General features: G+C 73.3%; 21 protein-coding genes and 1 pseudogene. 10 read left to right on the forward strand and 12 right to left on the reverse strand.

Annotation, left to right across the window (positions count from 1 at the left end; translation table 11 throughout):
* The first annotated feature begins 296 nt into the window (after positions 1-296).
* Positions 297-755, forward strand: a complete 459-nt coding sequence (locus AB0442_RS08030; protein WP_366161492.1) for a hypothetical protein — start codon at positions 297-299, stop codon at positions 753-755.
* Here AB0442_RS08030 and AB0442_RS08035 read toward each other — a convergent pair.
* The 5 genes from AB0442_RS08035 to AB0442_RS08055 all read right to left on the reverse strand — a co-directional run bounded on the left by AB0442_RS08035 (position 718) and on the right by AB0442_RS08055 (position 5924).
* Positions 718-1005: an RNA polymerase-binding protein RbpA gene (locus AB0442_RS08035; protein ID WP_366161660.1), complete on the reverse strand. Its 288-nt coding sequence runs from the start codon at positions 1003-1005 to the stop codon at positions 718-720. The two genes, AB0442_RS08030 and AB0442_RS08035, sit on opposite strands and share 38 nt — an antisense overlap.
* A gap of 314 nt (positions 1006-1319) precedes the next feature.
* Positions 1320-2297, reverse strand: coding sequence for a helix-turn-helix domain-containing protein (locus AB0442_RS08040; RefSeq protein WP_366161494.1), 978 nt, complete (start codon positions 2295-2297; stop codon positions 1320-1322).
* Positions 2298-2658: 361 nt separating this feature from the next.
* Positions 2659-4203: an FMN-binding glutamate synthase family protein gene (locus AB0442_RS08045; protein WP_366161495.1), complete on the reverse strand. Its 1545-nt coding sequence runs from the start codon at positions 4201-4203 to the stop codon at positions 2659-2661.
* Positions 4204-4419: 216 nt separating this feature from the next.
* Positions 4420-5064: an NAD(P)-binding domain-containing protein gene (locus AB0442_RS08050; protein WP_366161497.1), complete on the reverse strand. Its 645-nt coding sequence runs from the start codon at positions 5062-5064 to the stop codon at positions 4420-4422.
* Positions 5065-5111: 47 nt separating this feature from the next.
* Positions 5112-5924, reverse strand: coding sequence for an inositol monophosphatase (locus tag AB0442_RS08055; protein WP_366161498.1), 813 nt, complete (start codon positions 5922-5924; stop codon positions 5112-5114).
* Positions 5925-6039: 115 nt separating this feature from the next.
* On the opposite strand from AB0442_RS08055, the gene AB0442_RS08060 reads away from it, so the two are divergent.
* Entirely contained in the window at positions 6040-6984 is a 945-nt protein-coding gene (locus tag AB0442_RS08060) for a LysR family transcriptional regulator (RefSeq protein ID WP_366161500.1), read from the forward strand.
* A gap of 115 nt (positions 6985-7099) precedes the next feature.
* Here the strand turns inward: AB0442_RS08060 and AB0442_RS08065 are convergent, their stop codons facing one another.
* Complete coding sequence (locus tag AB0442_RS08065) at positions 7100-8059, reverse strand: ArsR family transcriptional regulator (RefSeq protein WP_366161501.1); 960 nt, start codon at positions 8057-8059, stop codon at positions 7100-7102.
* A 104-nt stretch (positions 8060-8163) separates the two neighbouring features.
* On the opposite strand from AB0442_RS08065, the gene AB0442_RS08070 reads away from it, so the two are divergent.
* From AB0442_RS08070 to AB0442_RS08080, 3 genes are all read left to right on the forward strand, one after another.
* The gene (locus tag AB0442_RS08070; protein WP_366161503.1) at positions 8164-9396 is read left to right on the forward strand and encodes an alpha/beta hydrolase; all 1233 of its coding nucleotides are present in this window, start codon (positions 8164-8166) and stop codon (positions 9394-9396) included.
* A 370-nt stretch (positions 9397-9766) separates the two neighbouring features.
* Positions 9767-10657 carry an SDR family NAD(P)-dependent oxidoreductase gene (locus AB0442_RS08075; RefSeq protein WP_366161504.1) on the forward strand — a complete coding sequence of 297 codons (891 nt, stop codon included), beginning with the start codon at positions 9767-9769 and terminating at the stop codon, positions 10655-10657.
* A gap of 62 nt (positions 10658-10719) precedes the next feature.
* Entirely contained in the window at positions 10720-11313 is a 594-nt protein-coding gene (locus AB0442_RS08080; protein ID WP_366161505.1) for a helix-turn-helix domain-containing protein, read from the forward strand.
* 156 nt (positions 11314-11469) lie between these two features.
* Here the strand turns inward: AB0442_RS08080 and AB0442_RS08085 are convergent, their stop codons facing one another.
* The 5 genes from AB0442_RS08085 to AB0442_RS08105 all read right to left on the reverse strand — a co-directional run bounded on the left by AB0442_RS08085 (position 11470) and on the right by AB0442_RS08105 (position 15952).
* The gene (locus AB0442_RS08085) at positions 11470-11607 is read right to left on the reverse strand and encodes a hypothetical protein (protein ID WP_366161506.1); all 138 of its coding nucleotides are present in this window, start codon (positions 11605-11607) and stop codon (positions 11470-11472) included.
* A 410-nt stretch (positions 11608-12017) separates the two neighbouring features.
* Complete coding sequence (locus tag AB0442_RS08090) at positions 12018-12347, reverse strand: hypothetical protein (protein WP_366161508.1); 330 nt, start codon at positions 12345-12347, stop codon at positions 12018-12020.
* A gap of 589 nt (positions 12348-12936) precedes the next feature.
* Entirely contained in the window at positions 12937-13608 is a 672-nt protein-coding gene (locus AB0442_RS08095; protein ID WP_366161509.1) for a hypothetical protein, read from the reverse strand.
* 305 nt (positions 13609-13913) lie between these two features.
* Positions 13914-14174: a hypothetical protein gene (locus AB0442_RS08100; protein ID WP_366161510.1), complete on the reverse strand. Its 261-nt coding sequence runs from the start codon at positions 14172-14174 to the stop codon at positions 13914-13916.
* Positions 14175-14413: 239 nt separating this feature from the next.
* Complete coding sequence (locus AB0442_RS08105; protein WP_366161512.1) at positions 14414-15952, reverse strand: hypothetical protein; 1539 nt, start codon at positions 15950-15952, stop codon at positions 14414-14416.
* Between the two features lie 159 nt (positions 15953-16111).
* On the opposite strand from AB0442_RS08105, the gene AB0442_RS08110 reads away from it, so the two are divergent.
* From AB0442_RS08110 to AB0442_RS08125, 4 genes and pseudogenes are all read left to right on the forward strand, one after another.
* A complete protein-coding gene (locus AB0442_RS08110; RefSeq protein WP_366161513.1) occupies positions 16112-16474 on the forward strand; it encodes a hypothetical protein in 363 nt (120 codons plus the stop codon).
* Between the two features lie 202 nt (positions 16475-16676).
* Positions 16677-17141: a hypothetical protein gene (locus AB0442_RS08115; protein ID WP_366161515.1), complete on the forward strand. Its 465-nt coding sequence runs from the start codon at positions 16677-16679 to the stop codon at positions 17139-17141.
* Between the two features lie 588 nt (positions 17142-17729).
* Positions 17730-18188: pseudogene (locus AB0442_RS08120) on the forward strand (DUF4190 domain-containing protein); the annotation flags it as partial.
* Positions 18189-18213: 25 nt separating this feature from the next.
* Positions 18214-20268 (forward strand): hypothetical protein, encoded by a 2055-nt coding sequence (locus tag AB0442_RS08125; RefSeq protein WP_366161516.1) that lies wholly within the window; start codon positions 18214-18216, stop codon positions 20266-20268.
* 151 nt (positions 20269-20419) lie between these two features.
* On the opposite strand, the gene AB0442_RS08130 is transcribed toward AB0442_RS08125, so the two are convergent.
* On the reverse strand, positions 20420-21268 hold the full coding sequence (locus AB0442_RS08130) for an SDR family NAD(P)-dependent oxidoreductase (RefSeq protein ID WP_366161518.1): 849 nt from the start codon (positions 21266-21268) through the stop codon (positions 20420-20422).
* Positions 21269-21371: 103 nt separating this feature from the next.
* Between AB0442_RS08130 and AB0442_RS08135 the strand changes: the two genes are divergently transcribed.
* Entirely contained in the window at positions 21372-21983 is a 612-nt protein-coding gene (locus AB0442_RS08135; protein ID WP_363539135.1) for a CGNR zinc finger domain-containing protein, read from the forward strand.
* Positions 21984-23245: the final 1262 nt, after the last annotated feature.

Raw genomic sequence — 23245 nt, forward strand, 5'->3', positions numbered from 1 at the left:
GCCGCAGGCCCGGGACGGAGCGCGCACCGTCCCGGCGGGCTCCGGCCGGCCTGTGGAGTGCGGTGCGCACGGCACGTGCCGTGCCGTGCCCGTGAAGACGGTCGTGCGCCTCGGCATCTTCGGGGCGCGGTCACCGCCACGAGGGTGTTCGGCGCTCTGCCACGCGCGTATACCCGGTCCGGTCCCGTCAAACAGCGGGCCGCCGATGGGGCTGTGTGTGCTTCGCCGGCTCGTCCTGCAACCGATGTACATCCGTTGCGTGTGTTGCATGCCTGAGCCTGTGCCGGGATGAAGCCGTGGTGATCGACGTCCGGGAGTACCGGCGCCCGAGCAGGCCGGCCGAGGACGTCGAGGAGATCCGGCTGAACCGGCTGGCGGACGAGGCGGAGGCCGAGGGCCTGGACGGGTCGGCGTCGGACGCCCTGCGCATCCTGCGCCGCCTCACCGAGCTGCAGCAGGCACTGGACGACGGGGACACCGTCGCCTTCGACATCAAGGCCCTGCGGGGCCACGGTGTGCGCCGACGCCTACGGGTCGGGGACCACCGGATCGTCCACACGGTCGACGACGGCCGCCCGATCGTCCGGGTCCTCGCCGCAGGCAACCTCCGCGACACCTCCTGCAACTGGGCCGGCGCTACGGCGACGTGTCCTGCTCCGCCCCCGGGGTGGGCCGGGAAGACAGCGCCGCGGCCGGTCGCGGCGCCGTTCCGGGAGCTCAGATGGTTCCGCGCAGCTTGGCCAGTGCCTCGTTGAGCAGGATCTCGCCGTCTTCCTGGGTGCGGCGTTGCCGGACGTAGCCCAGGTGCGTCTTGTAGGGGGCGTGGCCCGGGGCGACGGGCACGTCCTCGGGGTCGGGGCCGGCGGGCAGACCGCAGCTGCGGCAGTCCCACTCCTGCGGGATCGCCGCCTCGATCGCGAAGCTGATCTGGGTCCGGTGACCGTTGCCACACCAGAAGGACACCGTTGTACGAGGGGCGAGATCGCCGCGCTCGGACTCCCCCATGGGCCCCGAACCGATCCGTGCACCCCTGATGCCGCCACGTCCCTGTGCCACGATCGCGCTCCTCGGCCATGATGTCCACGCCTCGGATGTGCATGGAGACGCCCAGCGTACGGCCATCTCGGCGAACCCGTGCGACAGCCCCCTGCGTTGGCGCCGAGCCCCGCGGTTCCTGCATCGACCGGGCGTCCCGCCCTTGGCTGCCGAACTGATCTGCACGCCGCCCGCTGAGGAGGTGTCGGGGCCGTGGTGGCCGAGCGGGGAGAGGCAACGGCCACCAGGGTGCGCGTGGGAGAGGACCAGCGGGGCAGCGGGTCTCAGGTCCGGAGGGTGTGGCTGGGGGTGTCGCCGTAGGCGTGGTGGTGGAGGGCCGCGAAGTTGCCGGGGTTGGCGAAGCCCCAGCGGGCCGCGATCTGCTTCACGGTGGTCCCGGTGGCGGGATCGGCGGCGACGAGTTCCCGGTGGGCGCGTTCCAGGCGGACCCGGCGCAGGTACCCGGTGGGGGTGGTGTCCAGGTGCCGGTGGAAGGCGTACTGGACCGCCCGCGGTGTGGTGCCGGCCGCCTCCGCGATGTCGGCGATGGTCACCGGTCGGCCGGCGTTGGCTTCGATGAACGCCAGCGCCCTGCGCAGCGAGCTCTCGCCCATGCGGCCGGGACCGGGCTCGTAGGCGTGGGCCATGGTGGTGTTCGGGAAGGTCACAAGGGCGGTGGCGGCCAGCAGCTCGACCATGGCCTGGCGCAGCAGCGGCTCCGCCAGGGGGTTGTCGGCCGCCTCCATCTGCCGGCGGACGTAGTCCGCGGTGGTGTTCCACAGCCGGTACCGCTGCGCGGAGACGGGTGCCCAGCCGGTGAGCCGCACCGGTGCGTCGCCGTCGAGGACAGCGCCGGCCCGGGTGAGGGCGTCGGCGGGCAGTGACACGACGAGCAGGTCGACGTCGTCCCAGGCGATGTCCATCGGGTCTCCGACGGGGTAGGTGCCCCAGTTTCCCGGCAGCCACCGGTACTCCCCGTCCCGGCCGTTGTCGTGGGTGGCCCCGTGGAGCCGTCCCCCGCGCAGCTGCACGAACGTGGGGCGGTGGAAGGACTTCGCCTTCACCCGCGCCCACATCGTGTTGTCCAGGTGGTCCACGCTCAGGCCGCCTGCCGCGGTGCCGCGGACCGCCAGCGTGGAGCCCTGCCGCACGCCGCCGGACTGCAACCGGTACTCGCTGTACTGCTGCTGCAGGAACGCGTGCGCCTCGTCCGGATCGCCGCTGGTGAACCGGAACCGTGCCACCGGGACCTGCTCGCTCACGGGAACCCACCTCCCGACACGCCGGGTGCCCGCGGGGCCGGGTGGCCCGGGACGGATCGTCTTCGACGCTACGCCGTCGCTTCCCGCCGGGCGAAGCCGACGGTTGCCGCGGGCTGGTCGGCGTCCGGCGTCGCCCGGGGCCGGCAGGCCGGTGCCGCCCGCGACGGCTTCCGCTGAAGGCTTGCGGTACCGACGGACACCCGGCGCCGGGTGGGGCGGGAACGTGCGGGGGATCTGCCGAACCGGATCGCAGGAAGGGCGGCGGGCGCCCCTCGACAGGTCCGGATCGATCGCCGGTGTGCGGCCCGCACGAGCGAGGGCGCGGGCCGCACACCGGGCGTTGACCGTACCGGTCGGCGCGTCAGACAGCGGGCTTCCGGGCCGGGTTCGGCCCGACGGTGAGAAGCGCCGTGATCTCCTCGGCGAGCTCCGGACCGAGCGATCCCCAGCCGTCCTTGTAGCCGTAGACGCCGGCCAGCGTGCGGGCCTCGTAGTCGCCGTTCATGATCTCGACGTCGTCGGCCGTGATCAGCGCCGGGTGCGCGACGCCGACCGCCGCCGAGACCTTCATCAGCTCCCGGCGCAGGGTGCGCAGGTACAGCGCGGCCCGGGTCGACTTCGAAGCCGGGTCGAGGCCACGGGCCAGCCACGGGTTCTGGGTCGCGATGCCCGTCGGGCACTTGTCGGTGTGGCACTTCTGCGCCTGGATGCAGCCGATCGACAGCATGGCCTCACGGGCCACGTTGATCATGTCGACACCCAGCGCGAAGGCGACCGTGGCGTTCTCCGGCAGGCCGAGCTTGCCCGAGCCGATGAAGGTCAGCTCGTCGGTCAGCCCCAGCTCGGCGAAGGTGCCGTACACCCTGGAGAAGCCCATCCGGAACGGCAGCGACACCGAGTCCGCGAACATCCGCGGAGCCGCCCCCGTCCCGCCCTCGCCGCCGTCCACGGTCACGAAGTCCACTCCGCGGTCGCCGCGCGCCATCAGCGCGGCCAGCTCCTGCCAGAAGCCCGTGTCCCCCACCGCGCTCTTCACCCCGACGGGCAGCCCGGTCTCGGCCGCGAGCAGCTCGACGAAGTCCAGCATCGAGTCCACGTCGCCGAACGCGCTGTGCCGCGACGGAGAGGCACAGTCCTGCCCGGCCGGGATGCCGCGGATGGCGGCGATCTCCGGGGTCACCTTCGCCCCCGGCAGCATGCCGCCCAGACCGGGCTTGGCGCCCTGCGAGAGCTTGATCTCGATCGCCTTCACCGGCGCGCCGGCGACCACGTCCTTGAGCTTGTCGAGGTTGAAGCCGCCGTCCGCGTCGCGGCAGCCGAAGTACGAGGTGCCGAGCTGGAGGACCAGGTCACCGCCGTTGCGGTGGTACGGCGACAGGCCGCCCTCGCCCGTGTTGTGCATCGCGCCGGCCAGCGCCGCGCCCTGGTTGAGCGCCGTGATCGCCGGGCCCGACAGCGACCCGAAGCTCATCGCGGATATGTTCACCACGCTCGCCGGCCGGAACGCCTTCGCCCGCCCGCGCGGTCCGCCGAGCACCTTCGCCGAGGGCAGCGGGGCCTGCGGGTCGTGCAGGTCGGGCAGCGGGCCGGCGAAGGTGCGCTGCTTGACGTACGCGTGCCCCTGGACGTGCTCCACGTCCACCTCGGTGCCGAACCCGAAGTAGTTGTTCTCCTCCTTCGCCGAGGCGTAGATCCAGGTCCGCTGGTCACGGCTGAACGGGCGCTCCTCCCCGTTGGAGGCCACGATGTACTGCCGCAGCTCCGGCCCGATCCGCTCCAGCAGGTACCGGGCGTGCCCGACGACCGGGAAGTTCCGCTGCAGCGCGTGCCTCTTCTGCACGAGGTCACGGACAGCCAAGGCCGCCACCGCCGTCGCAGCGGCCGCGCCGATCTTCCGGGCATTCATGGACGTTCCCCCCTCGCCGTGCACAGCTCCGTCGCGGTGCGATGGTGCTGATGCTAGGGGGCCGCGCGCATCGGCATGCAGTCAGGGGCCGGGCCCGCCCGACGACCCGCCATCGCTCCGCACACGAGAACGGGAGCCGTGTGTCGAGGACTTCGGGAGTCGCCCCGCGTGGAGTCTGCGGGGGCGATGTCGCCGGGTTCGGGCGTCACCGGCGGATCAGCGGGCGAGGGAGACGGCGAAGGGCTTGAAGCCGTGTCGGCGCAGGATGTGGGGAACCACGAGGATCATGGCCTCGGTGGCGCGGGCCGTGGTGATGCCGCCGAGGTCCTCGATCCATGCGGGCTGCCAGCCCAGGTCGCCGAGCAGGCCGGTGACGGTCCTCTTCGCGTTCGGGTCGTCGCCCGAGAGGTAGGCGGTCGGTGGGGTGGCCAGGGTTTCGGGAGCGGTCATGACCGTGAACAGCATGGTGTTGAGGGTCTTGACCACCCGGGTGTCGGGGAGGGCGGCCTGGAGCTTCTCGGCGAGGCTGCTGCCGGGGTAGCACAGGTCGCCGGGCAGGCCGTCGTCGGCGTCGCGGGTGGCGTTGGAGACGTCGACGAGGAGCTTTCCGGAGAGCTCGGTGCGCAGGCCGGCCAGGCGGTCAAGCGAGGTGTCGCCGGGCGTCGCGTTGATCACGATGTCCGCGGTTCGGGCGGTGGTGCGCTGGTCGGCGAAGGCGATCAGCGGGGCGGTGTCGGCGGCGAGCGCTGCGGTCCCTTCCGGGTTCCGGACACCGAGGGTGACGCGGTGCCCGGCTGCGGAGAGCCTGCCGGCGAGGTTGGCGCCGACGCGGCCGGCGCCCAGGATGCCGATGCTGGTCATGTGGTGACGTTCCTTGCGGTGTGAGGTGGGTGGACAGGGGGTGCCGGTCAGGCGATCGGCGTCAGGACCTCGAGGGCGGCGGTGTGGATGCCGGGGGCGGCGGCCAGGAAGTCGCGGCTGCCCGTGTTCCAGGGCTCGCCCGCCAGGTCGGTGACGGTGCCTCCGGCCTCGGAGACCAACAGCGCACCGGCGACCAGACCGGAGCGGACGTCGGAGAACTGCCAGAAGGCGTCCGTGCGTCCGGCGGCGACGTGGATGAGCTGCATCGTGGCGGGAACGGACACGCGCACGACCAGGCCGTTGACGAGCATGGCGGTGACCGAGTCGCCGATCCGCCGGAAGGTGCGCTCGTCCTCGCCGGGCCTGGCCTGGCCGGTGCCGACGAGCGCGGCACCCAGATCGGTCTTGGCGGACACCTTCAGGGGCCGGTCGTTGAGGTGGGCGCCGCCACCGGCGACGGCGGTGTAGGTGTCGCCGGTCAGCGGCAGGTGGACGACGGTGAGCACCGGCCGGTTGTCACGGACCAGGGTGGCGGTCACGGCCCAGTCCTCCATGCCGTGAACGTGGTTGATGTTGCCCTCGGCGGGGTCGACGACCCACCACTCCCCCGAGGGGAGCGCGCCGCCGGCCAGTTCGTCCTCGGCCCACTGCGACCCCGGCCGGACCCGCAGCAGCGGCTCCCGCAGCACGTCCAGCACCGCGTCGTCGTTGGCGTGGATCTCGGCGACGACCTCCTCCAGGCTCACGCCCCGGGCGTGCGGGGTGTGGCGGTCGCGCAGGGTGACGCCGGCGGCCTTCACCGCGGCGGTCACCTCGGGCAGGAGCGTCGCGTCGGCGGCGAAAGGCATGGCTGTGCTCATGGTGGGCTCCCTGGATTCGATGTGTGCGGGCGGCTTGCCTTGCGCCTGCACTTCGAAGGTAGGCGACCCGATCATTAACAACAAGTGCATGCTATTCAGTTGTAGATTGACTCCCATGCAACTGGATCTGAACCTGCTCACGGCCCTGGACGCACTGCTGGAGGAGGGCAGCGTGGCCGGCGCCGCCGAGCGCCTCCACGTCACCGCGCCGGCGATGAGCCGCTCCCTGGGCCGCATCCGCAAGGCCACCGGCGACCAGATCCTGGTCCGCACCGGCCGCAGCATGGTCCCCACCACCCGCGCGCTGGCCATGCGCGCCCAGGTCCACGCCCTCGTGCAGCAGGCCCACCACCTCCTGTCCGCGCAGCAGGAACTCGAACTGGCATCCCTGGACCGGGTGTTCACCGTGCGCTGGCACGACGCCCTGACCGCCGCCTGCGGCACCGCCCTGATCACCGCCGTCCACCGCCGGGCCCCCGGCGTGCGGCTCCGCCTGTCCGCCGAACCCGGCACGGACGACGCCGAACTGCGCCGGGGCGAGGTCGACCTCGAATCGAGCTCCGCTCCTCCGGCGCTCCCCGACATCCGCCACCGCCTCGTCGGCAGCGACCGGCTGGTCGTCGCCGTCCGACCGGGTCACCCCCTCACCGAGGACCCGCTGAGCATCGAGCGCTACGCGGCCGCCGAACACCTCACCGTGTCGCGACGCGGAAGCCTGCGCGACCCGATCGACGACGCCCTGACCACCCGCGGTCTGGAGCGACGCGTCGTGGCAGCCGGGCCCACCGCCGCCTTCGCACTGCAACTCGCCCACGACACCGATCTGGTCGTCACCGTCCCGAACGCGGTCACCCGCGCAGCCCGGGACCAACTCGGCCTCGCCACCCTGCCACTGCCACTCCCGCTGCCCGAAGTCCCGCTGTACCTGCTGTGGCACCAGCGCTACGACGACGACCGCGCCCACACCTGGCTGCGGGACCTGGCCACCGAAACCGTCCAGGCGCTGTTCGCACCGCCGACCGCCTCTCAACAGCCCCTCACCGACCCGACCGGGCGGTGACGGCCACGCCGAGGGCCTTGCGCCCCTCGTCCACGAGTGCCGTGACCGCACACGTTCGCCGGGTCGGCGCTGGTGGCGCCCGAACCGGGAGATCCGGTCGTGGCCGGCGGCCGACCTAGGCATCCTGCCGTAGCAACAGGCTGCCGAGCGTGGTGCGCCGGTGCAGGACCGCCTTGCCGGCACGCGAAGTGGAAATCAGTCCGGCGCCGCGAAGAGCTCCGGTGTGAGCCGAGACCGTGGCGGCGCTGACGCGGAGCTGTCGGGCGAGCCCGGTCGTGGTGCGTTCCTCGGCCAGCAGGTGCAGCAGCTCGACGCGCGTGTTCCCGATCACCTTGGCCAGCGCCTCTCCACCGGCGGAACCATCGGGCTGCGGCGGAAAGCCGGCACCCGCCGGGTAGGTGACGGCGACCGGGCGGTCGGGAAGGTCGGACAACAGCGGCCCGCCGGTCCAGTGGAAGCTGGGCAGGAGGAGCAGCCCGCGCCCGCCGAGGTGGACCTCCCGCGGCCTGCCCGGGAGCTCCCACACGCCTGCGTGCAGGCGGGCTCCGGGCAGCAGCCCGGCCAGCACCGAGCCGACGCCGCCTTCGGCGAGTTGCACGGCCCGACGCACGAACTCGGCGTGGTGCAGGTCCTGCACCTGCGCCCAGACCGGGCCGAGCAGCGCCGTGAACGCCGCGTGCTGGGCACGGCGGACCGAGCGCCGTGCCCCGGGGGATCCCCGGTGCAGTTCGTGGATCCACGCCGGGACGGGCGTGCGCACAGGTGCGTAGACCCGTTCCAGTTCGGCACCGACCAGCTCGGCCGGGGCCGAGCGGACCTGTTCCAGGGCGTCGGGGAGGGAGTCCGCCAGCACGTCCAGAAAGCTCGGCGCCCGCCCGGCCGGGACGAGGTCCGCGAGCGGGAGGGCAGCGTTCGGCAGGACGCGCAACGCCCGGCGTCGCCATGAGCCGTGGAGGAGCTCGCCGTCCCGGCGGCACATCATCGTCAGCGCCACGTTGAGCTCCTGGAGCGGCGCCGGCCGGGGCGCGAGACTGACCCGCGCGAAGTCGTCCGGCGTGAAGTGGATCCGGAGCACGCCTCCCCCTGCGTATCGGCCCCGACAGCGTTCCGGGACGCCATCCTTGAGCCTCCAACCTAAACGATCGCGGGCGCCGGGACGGGCGGGACAGCCTGCACGGCATGACTCACGACTCCTCGATCAGCCGACGCGCCGTCACCAGGTCCGTACTGCTCGGCTCCGCCGCCCTGTTGCTCGGCGCCGGCGGCCGCGCCCACGCCGACTCCCGGGCCGCCGCCGGGGGACCGGTCCCGGGCGGTGCCGTACTCACCCTGCCCGCGCCCACGGGCCGCCACCCCGTGGGGTGCTGGCCCGTGCACCTCGTCGACGACTCCCGGCGCGACCCGTGGGACCCCACGATCCCCGTGAGGGAGCTCATGCTGACGGTCCACTACCCGGCCCGCGACGTCACCGGCCTCGCCCCGGCTCCCCAGATGCCGCCGCAGGCCGCGACCTGGTTCGGACGGATCGCGCCGCTCACGCCGCTCCACCTGCCTGCCGCGGGCGTGAACTGGGGCGCGACCCGGTCCCACTCGTTCGAGGGAGCGTCACCGCTACCGGGCCGACGGCCGGTGCTGGTGCACAGCCCGGGCGGCGGCGACCCACGCGGCCTGGGGACGTCCCTGGCCGAAGACCTGGCCAGTCACGGCGCCGTCGTCCTCTCGGTCGACCACCCCGGCGACGCCGCAGCGGTCGAGTTCCCGGATGCCCGGCCGTACCGGGAGGACACCGTGCGGACGACCGTCTTCCGCGGCGACCCGCGGGACCGGCCGGCCGTGGCCCGCACGATGATCGACGCACGGATCGCCGACCTGCACCACGTCCTCGACCGGCTCGGGCACGCGTCCGACCTGCCGCTGCCGCGCGGGCTCGCCGAGACGCTGGACCTGCGCCGCCTCGGCGTGTACGGACACTCCGCCGGCGGCAGCGCCGTGACCGAGGTGATGTACGAGGACCGACGGGTGCGTGCCGGGATCAACCTGGAGGGCCACCTGGACCACCCGCCCTCCGCGCCCGGTGCCGCCGCCGAACCGTTCCCGGTCACGGCACACGGGATGGACCGGCCACTGCTCCTGCTCGGCAGCGAGGGGTTCGACCGCCGGCAGGAACTGGACCGCTCCTGGCGGGCCCTGGCCGCGCTCTCCGGCCGACGGGTCCGCAGCGCACGTGTCGCCGACGCCAACCACTGGATCTTCACCGACTACGCCGCGATGCTCCCCCGGCTCCAGGCAGCCGGCTTGATCACGGCGGCGGAGAGGAACGCGCTGATCGGCACCGTCAATCCGACCGCATCGGTCCCCACGGTCCGCCGCACGATCCGCAGGTTCTTCGCACGGCACCTGGCCGGCCGCTGATCCGAGGGCAAACGGCCGATGACCGCACGGCTTCGCCAGGTCGCTCGATCACGCGGCGAGGGCCGGCCGGCCCTCTCCGGCGGACACCTCTCCCCCCGCGGACGCGGGGCACGCCCCTTGCGGCGGGCCGGAAGGACGTCGGGGTGGCGGGCGTTGGCACTGCGTCAGCGAAGGTGGGCCTGCAGTGCGCGGGCCTGGACCGCGTGGTTCGGCCGGTTCGAGTGCACCGGGTGAACTGCCGGAGCGGCCCGAACCCGTCGAACGCGAACGTGCGGTCGGGAAAACCGCACAGCAAGCGGATAGTTCATCCGCATGTGCTAGCGTCCAGCACTAAGCGGATGACCTATCCGAATTTCGAGTGGAGGCACACATGCGGAAGACAGCCGTGGTCACGGCCGGGACGGCCGGCATCGGGCTGGAGACGGCCGTGGGACTGGCGACCGCCGGGTACGCGGTCACCGTGGTCGGCCGCAACCCCGATCGGGGCGCCCGGGCGGTCGAGCGGATCAACGCGGCGAACCCGGCGCGTCCCGGCCGGTTCCTTGCGGCCGACCTCGGCTCGCTCGACGACGTACGCGTGCTCGCCGACCGGATCGCCTCCGACCACGCCGCCTCCGGAGACCCGCTGACCGTGCTGGTCAACAACGTCGGGGCGATGTTCCCCCGGCGCGTTGTTCTGGGCGGCATCGAGGCGTCGTTCGTCGTCAACCACCTCTCGCCGTACCTGCTGACGGAGTTGTTGCTGCCCACGCTGACCGCCGGCGCCCCGAGCAGGATCGTGAACGTCACCTCGGGCGCGGTCGGACTCGCCAAGCGCACGTTCGACGCCGTCGAGCCGCCCGGCGGCTACTACGGCTTCCACTGGTACGGCCGGGCCAAGCTCGCCAACCTCGCCCACACGCTCGACCTGGCCGCACGACTGGACGGCACCGGCGTGTCGGTCTTCGCGGCCGACCCCGGAGGCGCCGCGACCGACATGACGAAGGGCACCATGACCGACCCCGGGATCGTCTCACCCGGCCTGCGGCTGCTGTGGCCGCTGGTGCGCCGCAAGTTCGAACGTTCCACCTCCGGCCCGGCGTCCACGGCCGCCAGGCCCTCGATCACCGCCGCCACCGATGAGACCCTGACCGGCCGGACCGGTGTCGTCATCGGCGCCGACGCCCGACCCGCGGCACCGCTCCGCGCCGCGACCGACCCCCGCGTCGTCGAAGCCGTGCGCCGACTCAGCGAACGGCACGCGCCCCTGTCGGCCGCCTGACCGCCGGCACGGCGCGGGCGGCGGAGACCGTTCCGGATGGGCCATCCGATTAGCATGTCCCCATGACGACGCCCCTGCGCAAGGACGCGGCCCGCAACTGGGACCGGATCGTCTCCGTCGCCCGCACCCTGGTCGACCGGGGCGAGCCCCTGCAGCTCAACGACGTCGCCCGCCGCACCGGAGTGGGGGTCGGCACCGTCTACCGGCACTTCCCCACTCCCGAGGCGCTGTTGGAAACGGTGGCCGCCCCCTGCCTGGAGGACCTGGCCGCGCACGGCGAGCAGGCCATGGCCGACACCGACCCCCGACGCGCACTCGAGGGCTTCCTGCTCCGCACCGTCGAGGCACAGGTCACGGACGCCTCCCTGGCCCCCGTCACCGCCGCGGTCACCGACGCACTCCCGCGCACCACGGAACTCAAGCACTCGCTCCGGTCGGCCGGCACCCGACTCCTCGACCGGGCCCGCGACGCCGGAACCGTCCGCCCCGACCTCGACGCCACCGACCTCGTCCCGCTCATGTGCGGTATCGCCCACGCCGTCGACGTCCACGGCGGCACGCCCGCCGACCGCATCGACACCGCCCACCGCTACCTCGCGGCGTTCCTGGGCGGCCTGCGAACCACGCCACCGGACACCACACCACCGAACACCTAGAACACCGTCCGCACCACCGCGACAGGGTGGCGAACGCCGTCGGCCGGCCGCCACTCCCGACCACACCGGCAGCCGCCCCCGTGCCGGGGGCGGCCGCCGGCGCGAGCGGAGTGGGCAGCGGGGCGGGCAGTCGACCGCCTCGGGTCGGTCACCGCGTCAGTCGTCGTCCAGCACGGACCATTCGGCCACGAAGAAGTACTGCCGGTCGACTTCACCCTGCGCTTCCACGAGGTGGCCGGCCAGGTGGTTCAGGCCGGTCGCCTCGAAGGGGCTCTCCCCGGACCTGCGCACCACGTAGTCGTGTTCCCGTGGTGCAGCACGAGGGCGTCCCGTTCGCTCTTGGAACCCACGTCGACGCGCTCGATCGAGAGCCGGCCGCTCAACCGTGTCACGGCCACCGGGCCTCGACTTCGTCCACGGACACGATGGTTCCGGCCTGTTCATGGACGATCACCTCGCCACCGGCACCTACAGCGGCGACGTCACGGTTCACCGTCTCGGCCGCTCGGGCTGCTGAAGAGGGCGTGGTCGTGACAGGCCGCCCGCGGGTGCGGACGGCCCGGGATCGGTCGGGGGTGCTGGTGGCCGTCGCCGCCGGTGAGGCGGCGGCCGGTGAGGCGGCGGCCGCTGATGTCGACGTGGAGCTGCTGGACGTCGACGGGCGCCGGTCGCCCGGGGCGCTGCACGCCCGAGCCGGACGCGGATCAGCCCGGATGGAAGGCGATCCGCACGCCCGCGTCCACCGGGAGGATCAGTACGTTGCCGTCCTCCCAGGTCCAGTCCCGCGGGATCAGGAACATCCGGTCGTCGGCCTGCGCGAGCAGCCGCATGCCGCGGTAACGGTAGCGGTAGCGCTGGCTCGCCCCGGCGTCCGGCAGCGTCCGCTCCTCCACACCGGGCCACTGGAGATACAGCCGTTCCGTGGTGTCGAGCACCACCGCGGGACGCAGGGCGAGGTTGCCGGCCAGCCACCGCGCGTCGGCCGTTCCCTTCTGGTGGGCGAAGCCGCCGGCGGCCCAGAACGAGCAGAGCACGATGAGCGCCGCACTGATGCCGAGCGCCGCCCGCTCCCCGGCCAGCGGATACGGCGCTCCCCCCCCACCCGGACGGCCAGGAGCCGGGCCAGCACCACCACGAGCAGGGCTCCGCCGAGCAACAGCGGGGTACCCATCGGGCCGGCGTCGATCACCTCGAACCCGGCGAGGAAGCCCAGCACCAACAGCGGAACGGCCACCACCACCGTCAGGCGGGCCCGGCGCACGATCCGGCCGCCGTCCGCACCGCGGCGCATCGTCCATGTCGCCAGGTGATAGCCCAGGGCGGCCAGCAGGCCGACACCCAGCAGCACGCCGGCAGGCAGGTACAGCGCGGGCGAACTGCGCAGCAGCAGGTCCTGCGTGGAGAAGTTGAGGGTCGCGGCGTCCACACCGAAGTAGTGGTACAGCGAGTCGGTGTAGGCGTAGCCGAAGAAGAAGAGCAGGGCCGTGATGAAGGTGGTCGGCGCGATCCAGGAGGCGAGCAGGCCGATCCAGCTGCTCCACGACCGGCCCGGCGGTGGTGGTGATGGCGCCTCGGTGCCTGCGGGGCTTTCGCCGTCGCCGGGATCCTGCCCGCCGTCAGCGGTCAGCGGGGACTCGCAGGCCGGGGGGCGGGTGCGGGCTCGCCGGACGACTGGTTTCCGGGGTTCTCGTCTCCGGGGTTCTCACCGCCCGGATTCGGATTGTCCGGGGTGTTACCGCCGGGGGTGTCCGGGTTCTCGCCCGGGTTCTCGTCGGGGTTGTCGGGGTTGCCGCCACCCGCAGGTTTGCTGGGGACGTCGACCGTGGTCGTGGCGGTGACGGTGTGCGTCTCGCCGTCGATGGTGACGCTCATGCAGAGGGTCGGGTTGCTGTTGGGCGGAGGGTTGCCGCTCAGCGTGAAGCCGACGGGCACCGCGCTGTTCCCGTCCACCACCTCGACCTGCTTCGTTTCCGAGGAGGTGAACGTGCCGGTGGCGCAGTCCCGGACATTGCTGATGGTCGCCGTGAAGCTCGCATTCGTCGAACTCGACAGACCGATCTGCACGATGGGCCACTGCCCGCTGGCGTGGGCCGAGACCTGGCCCGCCGTCTTGAAGCTGCCCTGGTTGCCGCCGCCCTCGGCCCGCTGGTCCTGGGGCTGCTGCCCCGAGCCCTCCGCGAGCGGCGTCGCGCCGGGGTCGGTCGTCGTCTGCGTCGCGCCGGCCGCGGCGCCCGGCCCCGGGCCGGTGTCACCACCGCCCCCGCAACCTGCAAGGACCGGCACCAGGAGCACCACGCCCAGCCGGCGGAGCAGCCCGCCGACGAAGGTGCGGAGCATGGCGCGAGGCGTCCCGGACACGAGTTCTCCCATCCGCGGGGATGCGACGAGAAGACGGACTGGACCGACCTTGCGAACTTTAACCGTTCGCACACTTCCTGACTGCCCGCCAGTCGTGTGGAACCAGCCGGTCCTCCCGTCGGAGTACGAGCGCTGCAACAGCGCTTGCCGTGACGGGGCTTCAGCTCCTGGGCTGTGGGGACGGCTGCCCGGGGCACGACGAACTCGGCCGGGCGGGCGATGCGAGGTCCGGCGTTACCCCGTCAGGCGGCGCTGTTCGGCAGCCACACCGGATCGTCCGTCACGAGAAGGGTCGCGGAGTACGCGTGCCGCCCGGCGACGACGTCGACCAGGAATTCCACCATCCCGACGCCGGTTCGGATCCGGACCCGCTTCGGGCTGCTGCCCCGCAGCCGGACGACGACGGTCCACTTCTCCGGGTCCGGGGCGGCGGTCTCCCAGAAGCACAGGTCGCCGTTCGTGTTCGTTCCCCAGACGATCAGCCCGCCGGCTTCAGGGAACACCGGGTAGGGGAAGTAGTCCGGCCAGTGATCACGGGCCGGGCACCGCCCGGGTGGGCGCAGCAGGTGGCTGCGGCTGCGGAGCGCATGGACGATCCAAGGCGGAGCTGATGAAGAGTCATGTCCATGCGCGGCCGGCCGGTCAGGCGCGCACCAACCGTCAACGACCGCTGGAACCACCATGAAACGAAGAAGCGGTGACGGTGTCGGTCGACGGCCGGCGGATGGTGCCCGGCCCGTGATCACTGGCCGGGCGTCTCACCTCGGTCTCCGGCCGCCGTCGGCGGGGCGGCGCCGCCGCCGTACAGGCAGCGGTCGAGGAGTGCGTGCATGCGGGGGACGGGGAGGGACGGGTTGGCCGCGGCGCCCTCCGCGGTGCGGGGGTCGGCGAGGAGCGGCTCCAGGGCCTGGGGGGTCAGGCCCGGGTTGGCGGCGGCGGCCCGGCGCACCGCCTCGTCGGGGTCGTCCACCGGGGGTGCGGGCAGGGCGGGATCGGCTGCGGCCAGGGCGCGTACCTCGGGGTCCGGGTGGCCGATGAGGTGGGTGCGGCCGGTGCGGGGGAAGGCGGGCAGGGTCAGCAGGTGCTCACGGTGGGCCGGGCGGGTGACGAAGACGTCCAGGAGGAGGTGGGGCGGGGCCAGGGGGTGGTGGCAGGCCAGCCGGATCCGTACTTCCTCGTCGTCGTCCTGTGCGAGTGCCTCGGCGAGTTCTGCGGGCAGGAGCGGCCAGCTCGCCGCAACCCGGCGGAGCTCCGGTTCCTCGGAGGCCGCGCAGGCGGCGTACCAGTCGGGGGACGGCTCGGGGGCCGGCTCGGTGATCGGGCAGGTGCAGTCCGGACCGTGCCCGATGATCTGCCCGATGACCCGCTCGATCGCCCAGTACTCGGCCCAGGTGCGGGGGACGGGGTGGAGGCGTGCGCGCCTCCGCACGTTCTCGTCCGGATCCTCCCGCAGATCCGTGACCAGGTCGGGTCCCAGGTCGGGCCGGGCGGCGACCAAGGCGCGGATCCTCGCCTCGGGGTGGCGGGCGAGCCGGGTCACGGCGTCGGCCGGGGTGTGGGGGTTCCAGGTCAGGGGGCGCACCGTGCCGTCCGCGAAGCACTGCTCGACGAGCGCGGGGGACAGGGCGCACGTGCCGAACACGGATGCCTTGCTGAGCGAGCCGGTGGACGGCAGCCTGGCCTCCACCCGTTCCGGGTCCAGCTCCCAGCTGTGGTCCTGCGCGGCCTCCCGGACGGCGGGGTCGGGGTCGTCGAGCAGGGCCTCGCGCTCTGCCGGGGTGAGTGACTGCCACCTCCAGGTGGCCCGTATCCGGAGTTCGGGGTGCTCGCGGCCGGCCATGGAGCGCTCGAAGGACGGCGGGATCTGCCGGGACGAGCCGAGCTCCCCGATGATGTCGTTCTTGCTGAGCATGCCGTCTCCGTCCCCGTCCTGGGTGGTCAGGAGGGTGACGAGGACGTCGTCCGGAAGCGGTCGGACCCATCGGGGACGGTGGCGGGGGCCGCCGGCGAGCCACCCGCGGACGATCGTCGACGGGTCCGTTGCCAAGGGGGCGAGCCGCGCCGGGTCGACGTGCCGGTTGCGGGCGAGCGCGCGGCGCACGACTCCGTCCGGATGGCCCAGGGCCGCGTCGACGACGGCGTCGGGCAGGTCACGGCCCTCGCACATCAGCGGGCCGATCCCACCGGCCGCTCGATCCAGCAGGCGTACCAGCACCTCGGAGGGCGCCGTCGGGTTGAAGGCGATGCCGCGCAGCCACGGTTCGTGAAGGGAGTCGGACACCACGTCATCCTGCCACCCCGTCACGTCCGGGCCGGGCTGACCGGACGTCACCCGCTGCGCATGCGTGGCGGGCGTGATGAGTATTCCTACTCAGGACCGGGCCCTCGACGGTGATCCACTCTTGGTGCAACAGCGACCGACCCGCCGAGGGAACAAGCCATGACCAGCGCCGCCGCCCCCCGACCTCGCCGCATCCCCGCTCTGCTGGCCCCCGCGTTCGACAACATGCTCTCGCGGGCCTACCTGGTCCTGGTCGCAGCCGCGGTCGGTCTCGACGTCCACGCCACGTACGTCATCCACGACCCCTCGTTCGCCGGTCTGTGGCTCTCCCTCGCCACCGCACCCTTCGGCCTCCTCTCCATGCCCCTGCCCGCGGTCTTCTGGGACACCCCGGTCGAATGGATCGGCCCCCCGCTCCACTTCGCCACCGCCGTCACGGCCGGCCTCGTCAACGCCGTCCACCTCGGGCGGATGGTCGCCGGCAACCGCGCCACGGCGCGAAACGGCCGCACCGCCGCGTAGCGAGCTGCGACACCACCTCGGCCGGAGGCCGCCTCCGCCTGCCGACGACGACGCCCGGGAACGGCCGGTGACTACTGTCCGTCAACGTGTTTGACGGTTCCAACTGGCAGGCGCAGATTGGACGTAGGGGCATGCTGCCTCTCCTGCCGTGTGCTCCTTGCTGTCCACAGCCACCACGTGGTGGCGGAGGAAGGAGCCGGCCGTGAACGTCGTACTGACCTGCCTCGGATCCGTCTCGGGTCCACGTCTTCTGGACGGGCGGACGGGGAACGGGACGGTCGGTCTCGCGCCGCATTCCGGTGAACCGTTCAGCGGGACCCGCTGGGAGATGCACGGCGGCCCGGAGGGTGTCGTCACGCTGGTCTGCCAGGGCGACGTCCCGGGCAACCGGTTCCTGGACGGCCGCACCGCGGACGGCACGGTGGGCCTCGCGCCCAACACGAACCCGCCGTTCAGCGGCACCAGGTGGCTCGCCACCCGGCTGGGCGACGGCTCGACCACCTTCAAGTGCCTCGGCACCGTCGAGGGCAACCGGTTCCTGGACGGCCGTACCGGGGACGGCACGGTGGGCCTCGCGCCCAACACGGACCCGCCGTTCAGCGGCACCAGATGGCAGGTCGGTGTCCCGTTCGGCGACGACAACGTGGGTGTCCCGGCTGACGGCTGACGGCTGACAGGACGGAGCGCGGCCTGTTCGCGATGCCCTGGGTCGACATGCCGCGGCGGACCAGTCCGTGGGCAGGGAAGGCCGGGCAGCACGTCCGACATCCGGTGGCCCGGGGGCGAGGTCGGCCGAGGTCCCGGGCGGCGGCTCGGCTCGTCGGACGCCGTCGCCGTACGCCGATCACGTCCGCCCGGCGTCGGCAAGGCTCTCTCGTGCGGGGACGTGCCGGATGCCGCCGCACCGCACGGCGCGTACCGCACGGGTCGCCCGGAGGTCGCTGAGCGGGTCGCCGTCGACGAAGGTGAGGGCTTCGAGGGCCGCTCCTACCTGCTGGAGCGAGGCATCACCTGCGACTTCGCCCTGGTGCGGGGCTCGTCGTCGTCTTCCTGGTGCTCCGCGGCCGGGCCATCGCGGCCGACCGGCACCGCCAGGGCTGAAGGGGATCCTCTGCCAGGTCGGCGAGTTCGTCGGCCGGGGTACGCCGGGGCGGCGTCGGGTTGCCCGTCGGACGGGCGTCCGGGTGCTCCGCTGTATTCGCGCCGCCGTCGAACGATCCCGTCCGGCGCGCACCACACCCAGGGAGCCCACCTCATGCCGTCCGACCAGGACGTCCCCTCGCCGGGCGGTTCGGCCGCCGAGAACGACGCCTTCGCCCGAGCCTTCGCCCCGCCGTCCGCGGACGCGCCGCCGCCGGTCCCGTCCTACGGATACGGTCCGCCGCCGACCGGCGACCCGTGGGGTGCGCCCGGGCCGTACCCACAGCCCGGGCCGTACCCACAGCCCGGTGCGGTGCCGCCCGGCGGCGGCTTCGCCTCCTACGGCGCCCAGGGCTGGGGCACCGGTGCGCCGTACGCGGTGCCCGGCCCGCTCGGCTGGCAGCCGCCGCCCGGTCCGCCGACCCGCTGGAACGGCTTCGCCGTCACCTCCTTCGTCCTCGGCATCGTCGGCGGCGCCTGCCTGCTGTGGATCGGTGCGATCGCCTTCGGCGTCGCCGCGCTGCGCGAGGTGCGCCGGCGCAACGAGCGCGGACGCGGGCTGGCGATCGCCGGCATCGCGCTGGGCGGTCGTCCTGGCGGTGGTGATGGTCGTCGCGCTGATCACGACGGCCCCGGACCTGCCGTCGTCGGACCCGGGTTCCGACTCCGGCACCGGCACCGGCTCCGGCAGCCCCCACTCCGGCACCTGGAACGTCTTCGAACTCGTCGCGGGCCAGTGCTTCGTCAAGCCCGCGGGGGCGGGCACCGACGGCGTCACCGACGTCCGGCTGGTCGACTGTGCCGAGCCGCACTACGGCGAGGTCTTCGGCAGGGCGCCCTCCGACGAGAAGTCCTACCCGGGCAGGGCCGGGGTGATCGCCGACGCGACGAAGGGCTGCAACGACGCCCTGCTCGGCTTCGCCCCCGACGGCTGGAAACTCCCGGTCGCCGTCGAGGTGCACTTCTTCCACCCCGAGGAGCACGCCTGGGCGCTGCAGGGCACCGGCCGCCGCTCGACCTGCTTCCTCACCGACACCACCGATCGTCCGGCCGGATCGCTCCAGCAGGACCTCGCGCGGTTCGACGCCGACCAGATGGCCTACCTCGGTGCCGAGCACCGTGTGGACCAGGCCTTCGCGATGCAGCCGCGGGCCGAGTCCGCCGACGACCCGGCCGCCTTCCGGGCCTGGGCCGACACCCTCGCCGGCGGGGTGCGCCTGGAGATCGGCGAGCTGAGCGCCCACGCCTGGGGCGGCGCCGCGTCCCGGCCGGTCGCGGCCCTGGCCGAGGAGCTGCACAAGGCCCTGCCGCACCTGGCCGCGGCCAAGGACGCGAAGGACACGAAGACGCTGCAGAACGAGCTCGCCGCCACCGAGTACCTGGGCTACGACCGGCCGAAGGCGGTGCGGGCGGCCCTGCGGCTGGGCACCGACGACAGCCGGGTGAACCGCTCGGACGGCTCCGGCGATACCCGGACGGACGGCCCGGCGCCGGTGCTGGCGCCGGGCACCGGTCGCCGGTCGCCGTGCGGCCGTGCGGCCGTGCGGCCGTGCGGATCTGAGCACACGCCACCGGGACGCCGCCCGGAGGCGGCGATGAGCCATCATGGGTCCTCGACCACGACGACGGTGCCGCCCAGCCGTCGGCCCGGGCACCGGAGGGGGTGCAGCCCGATGGGACTGGCCGGCCGAGCCCGTATGCCGATCGACGGCCGTGCCGTCGCCCGCAGCCGTCGCCGCCGGACACCGGCGGCGGAACTCTTCCGCGGCAGCTTCACGGCGGAGGAGGAGATCGGCCGGAGACTGCTGCGGGAACTGCCGCCCGAGGCGCGGTACGTCTCGTTCAACAGCCACCGCGGGAGGGCCACCGGCGCCGATCTGCTCTGGTGGTGGGTGGAACCGGACGGGCGGGGGTTCGGCTGTCTGATCCAGTCGCGGACTCTCACCCACCACGCGGGTGTCTGGCGGATCGGCTCGGACCGCCGGGCGGACGCCGACTCGCAGCTGACCCGATTGCTGTACACCGCAGAGCACTTCGACGTGCCCGCCGCGCTGCTGCTCCACCCCGGGTGCGACGAGGCCGCGGACGCCCGCGCCGACGCCGAGGAGGGCGCCACGGCCGATCCCGTCGCGGACGACCGCCGGCCCTGCACCGAGGCCGCCGCCCTGCTGCCCGCCTTCGCCGTCCGCGCCGAGCTCCGGCTCCGGGCGGCGGAGGCCGAGACCGCCGGTCTCCGGTTCGGCGGCCTCGACGGTCCCGGGTTGCTGGAGTCGGCCGTGCCGTTCGCCCCGCTCCTCGCCCCCGGCGCCGAGCCGCGTCCACCGGTGGCAACGGATGCGGACCTCGCCCGGCAGGGTGTGCACCGCCGGCTGCGCCCCCTGCTGACCGAACCTCAGTCCGGCGCGGGCGCGGTGGCCCGGAGCGTTCTCGACTCCTTGAGCCGCTCCCGTCCGTGTGCGGCCCGGTCCGCCGACGGCACCACCCTGCTCGACTCCCCCGGGCGGCTGCCGCAGTTCGACCACGGCGCCCTCCTCCGCCATGTCAGCGCCGGTCTGCGGCCCGCGGTGCCCGGCTACGTCGACCGGGCGCTCGCCGGGCACGGCCCGGCCCGGCTGGCCCGGTACGTCGCGGGCCTGGTCGTCGTCCCGCTGTGAGGTCCGGCCCGGCCCCGGCCCCGGCTGCGGCACGTCGCACGACCGGTTCCCGGCCGGGCCGGGGCCGGGCGGGCCGGGGCCGGGCGGTCGCCGGGCGTGACCCCCGCGCCCCTCGACAGGTTCTCGACCGGCTGCCTGCCGACGGGACGGGCTACCCGTCGACGGCGTCCGTCACCCGCTGCCAGCTGTCCAGGTCCGCGATCCGTGCCTCCAGAGCGGGGCGCATGCCCGTCGCACTGGAGGCGCCGAGCGCCAGGCGCAGCGGCGGGTTGGGGCTGTCGACCGCGGTCCGGATGCCCGCGGCGATCCGCGCCGCGTCGGAGAACGCGGACGCCGGCAGCTCTCCGATGCCCTTCTGGACCTCGCGGACGGTCGGGTCGTAGTCGGCCAGGCCGGCTGCGACGTCGAGGTTGGCGAGGAAGGGGGTCGCGGTCAGGCCGGGCTGGATGAGCGTGACCTTGATGCCGAGCGGTGCGACCTCGGCCGCGAGCGCGTCCGACAGCCCCTCGACCGCGTGCTTGGTGGCGGCGAGCAGACCCACGCCGGGGTGGGCGGACTGCCCGTAGACCGAGGAGCCTTGGAGGACGTGCCCGGACCGCTGGGCCCGGAGCACCGGCAGCGTCGCGCGGAGCACGTTGAGCACGCCGAAGACATTGGTGTCGAACACGGCGCGGACCTGGGTGTCGGAGGCCTCCTCGACGGCTCCGAACAGTCCGTATCCCGCGTTGTTGGCCACGACGTCGATGCGGCCGAACCGCGCGAGCGTGCTGTCCACGGCGTCCCGGACGGCTCGCTCGTCACGTACGTCCGCCCGGAGGAGGAGCAGGCGCTCACCGTGCGCCTGCGCCAGTTCGTCCAGGGGGGAGGTGTCGCGGGCGAGGGCCGAGACGGTTTCGCCGTTCTGCAGTGCCTGGAGCGTCAGTTCACGGCCGATGCCGGACGTCGCGCCGGTGATCAGCCAGGTGCGGAGGTGGTCCTGGTGGTTGGATGTCCCATTCATGTTGCGACCGTAAGGCGTTAGCTCGCAACGCGTCAAACTGGATCGACCACCAGGTTGCCCACTAGGCGGATTAGCACCGATCACGCTGGTGTAGTGTGGGGGCATGACCACTGCGGCAGCCGGATCCCCCGCGCCAAGCCCGCGCACCCTCACGCCGACGGTGGAGACCGTGCTCGCGTTCGTGAACACGCGCGCGGACGGATCAGGTCGCCGGGAGCTGTTCGCGGACGGGGACTCGTTCGCGGCGTGGCTGGCGGAGCGCCAGGAGTACGGCGGCGAAACCGTGGTGACCGACGCCGACGCCGCGGTCGCGCGCGAGCTGCGCGACGCCCTGGTGACCGTGCTCCTCGCACACTCGGGCGACGAGGACGGCCAGGGTGAGCAACTGCTGCGCGCCGAACGGCACCTGCGACGCGTGGGCCCGCTCTACCCGCTGGCGACGGTGGTCACGGCCGGCGGTGCCGAGCTCGCCTCACCGCAGACGGGGGTACCGCGCGTGTTCGGAACCGTACTGGCCGCGGTGACGACGCTTGCGCAGAGCAGCGACTGGGGGCGCATCAAGGCGTGCCGGAACCCCCCGTGCCACTTCGGCTTCCTCGACCGCACCCGCAATGGCGGTGGGCTCTACTGCAGTACGGGCTGCGGCTCCCAGGTGTCCATGCGCAAACACCGCCGGCGACAGCGGAACGGTGGCGCTGCGCCCTCCGAGGCGTGAGACCGCCCCTCCGGCGAGGAAGGGCGGTGATCGGCACGACGCGGCTCCCGAGCGCGCCTCCCCTCCCAGCACCCGGGCCGGGAAGACCGTTCATCGAATCGTCGTCGAACCGGCGGGCGCACAACCGGATATGCGTTCGACTCGATCGTCAACGAATCATCCGAGTTCTCCGGTGGCGCGAGCGATAGCCCGACTCGTCGTTCAGTCGGATTCGTTCACGATGCGACCACTGCGAAAAAGTGACCCCTGCGCAGATCTTCCACCCGCTTAATCTGATCAACGGCCCGACCTGATCGTCCGTCAGGTCGTCCGCTGATCCGAGGTGGAGAAACCAGTGCTGAAAAGCCCGCGTCCGCCCCATCCGATCCGTCCGCTGCGAGCCGTCACGGCCACCGCTCTCACCTCGGCCCTCCTCCTGTTCGGCCTGGGAGCCACCGCTCCCGGTACCGCCGGAGCGGCCGAGAACGACACCGCCACCGCGTCCGCGCTGGTGAAGAGCGCCCAGAACGTCACCCACCCCGGTGCGGCCGCCGCCGACCACGGGGACACCGTCAACTGGACCGTCCGGTACGACAACGCCGCGACGGCCGCCGCCTCCGCGGCCACCGTCACCGACCCGATCACCGGGGCGGGCACGGCCCAGACCTACGTCCCGGCTCCTTGCACGTCCCGCCCGGCTGGACGCCGTCGTGGTCCACCGACGGCAGCGGCTTCACCACGACCGATCCCGGCACGGCGACCACAACCGTCCGCGCCGAGAACGGGACGGTCCGGGGCACCGGGACGAGCCTCGTCGCACCGCTGCTGGCGCCCGTCCGGCCGACGGCACAGTCCACCGGCGGCGACGGGTTCACGCCGATCCTGCGCCGGACGGCGTCCGGCGAGGTCCGGTCGTGGAACATCTACCACCACGCCGCCCGCACCGCCCCGCAGGCGGTCTGCAGCAGCCTGTCCACCGGACAGCCCTGCACCGGCGGCCCCTGGCCGCGTCCGCTGAACACCACGGCCGGACCTCTCGGCAGCGGCGCCACCGGCGACATCGGCAGCCCGCTGACCCCGCAGTACGTCCTCGACCCGCAGCACCCGGGCCAGGTGCTCTACCCCGCCGTCACCGCCACCGCGGTCGGCGTCGGCTGCCTCGACCTCGATGCCCGGGCCAACTGCGGCTTCGTCGCCCTGGAGGGCACCGGCGGTACGCCCAGCCGGGCCAACAGCCTGGCCGGCCTGGTCCGGGCCGGCGACGGCGTCTACGGCGTCTCGAC

The sequence above is a fragment of the Kitasatospora sp. NPDC085895 genome, from assembly GCF_040702125.1.
Lineage (GTDB): Bacteria > Actinomycetota > Actinomycetes > Streptomycetales > Streptomycetaceae > Kitasatospora > Kitasatospora arboriphila.

What these genes read in the sequence shown, in the direction of transcription:
- AB0442_RS08035 (WP_366161660.1), bottom strand. Translation starts at nt 1,005, where the DNA reads ATGGGGGAGTCCGAGCGCGGCGATCTCGCCCCTCGTACAACGGTGTCC.
- AB0442_RS08045 (WP_366161495.1), bottom strand. Translation starts at nt 4,203, where the DNA reads ATGAATGCCCGGAAGATCGGCGCGGCCGCTGCGACGGCGGTGGCGGCC.
- AB0442_RS08050 (WP_366161497.1), bottom strand. Translation starts at nt 5,064, where the DNA reads ATGACCAGCATCGGCATCCTGGGCGCCGGCCGCGTCGGCGCCAACCTC.
- AB0442_RS08055 (WP_366161498.1), bottom strand. Translation starts at nt 5,924, where the DNA reads ATGAGCACAGCCATGCCTTTCGCCGCCGACGCGACGCTCCTGCCCGAG.
- AB0442_RS08060 (WP_366161500.1), top strand. Translation starts at nt 6,040, where the DNA reads ATGCAACTGGATCTGAACCTGCTCACGGCCCTGGACGCACTGCTGGAG.
- AB0442_RS08070 (WP_366161503.1), top strand. Translation starts at nt 8,164, where the DNA reads ATGACTCACGACTCCTCGATCAGCCGACGCGCCGTCACCAGGTCCGTA.
- AB0442_RS08075 (WP_366161504.1), top strand. Translation starts at nt 9,767, where the DNA reads ATGCGGAAGACAGCCGTGGTCACGGCCGGGACGGCCGGCATCGGGCTG.
- AB0442_RS08080 (WP_366161505.1), top strand. Translation starts at nt 10,720, where the DNA reads ATGACGACGCCCCTGCGCAAGGACGCGGCCCGCAACTGGGACCGGATC.
- AB0442_RS08110 (WP_366161513.1), top strand. Translation starts at nt 16,112, where the DNA reads ATGACCAGCGCCGCCGCCCCCCGACCTCGCCGCATCCCCGCTCTGCTG.
- AB0442_RS08130 (WP_366161518.1), bottom strand. Translation starts at nt 21,268, where the DNA reads ATGAATGGGACATCCAACCACCAGGACCACCTCCGCACCTGGCTGATC.
- AB0442_RS08135 (WP_363539135.1), top strand. Translation starts at nt 21,372, where the DNA reads ATGACCACTGCGGCAGCCGGATCCCCCGCGCCAAGCCCGCGCACCCTC.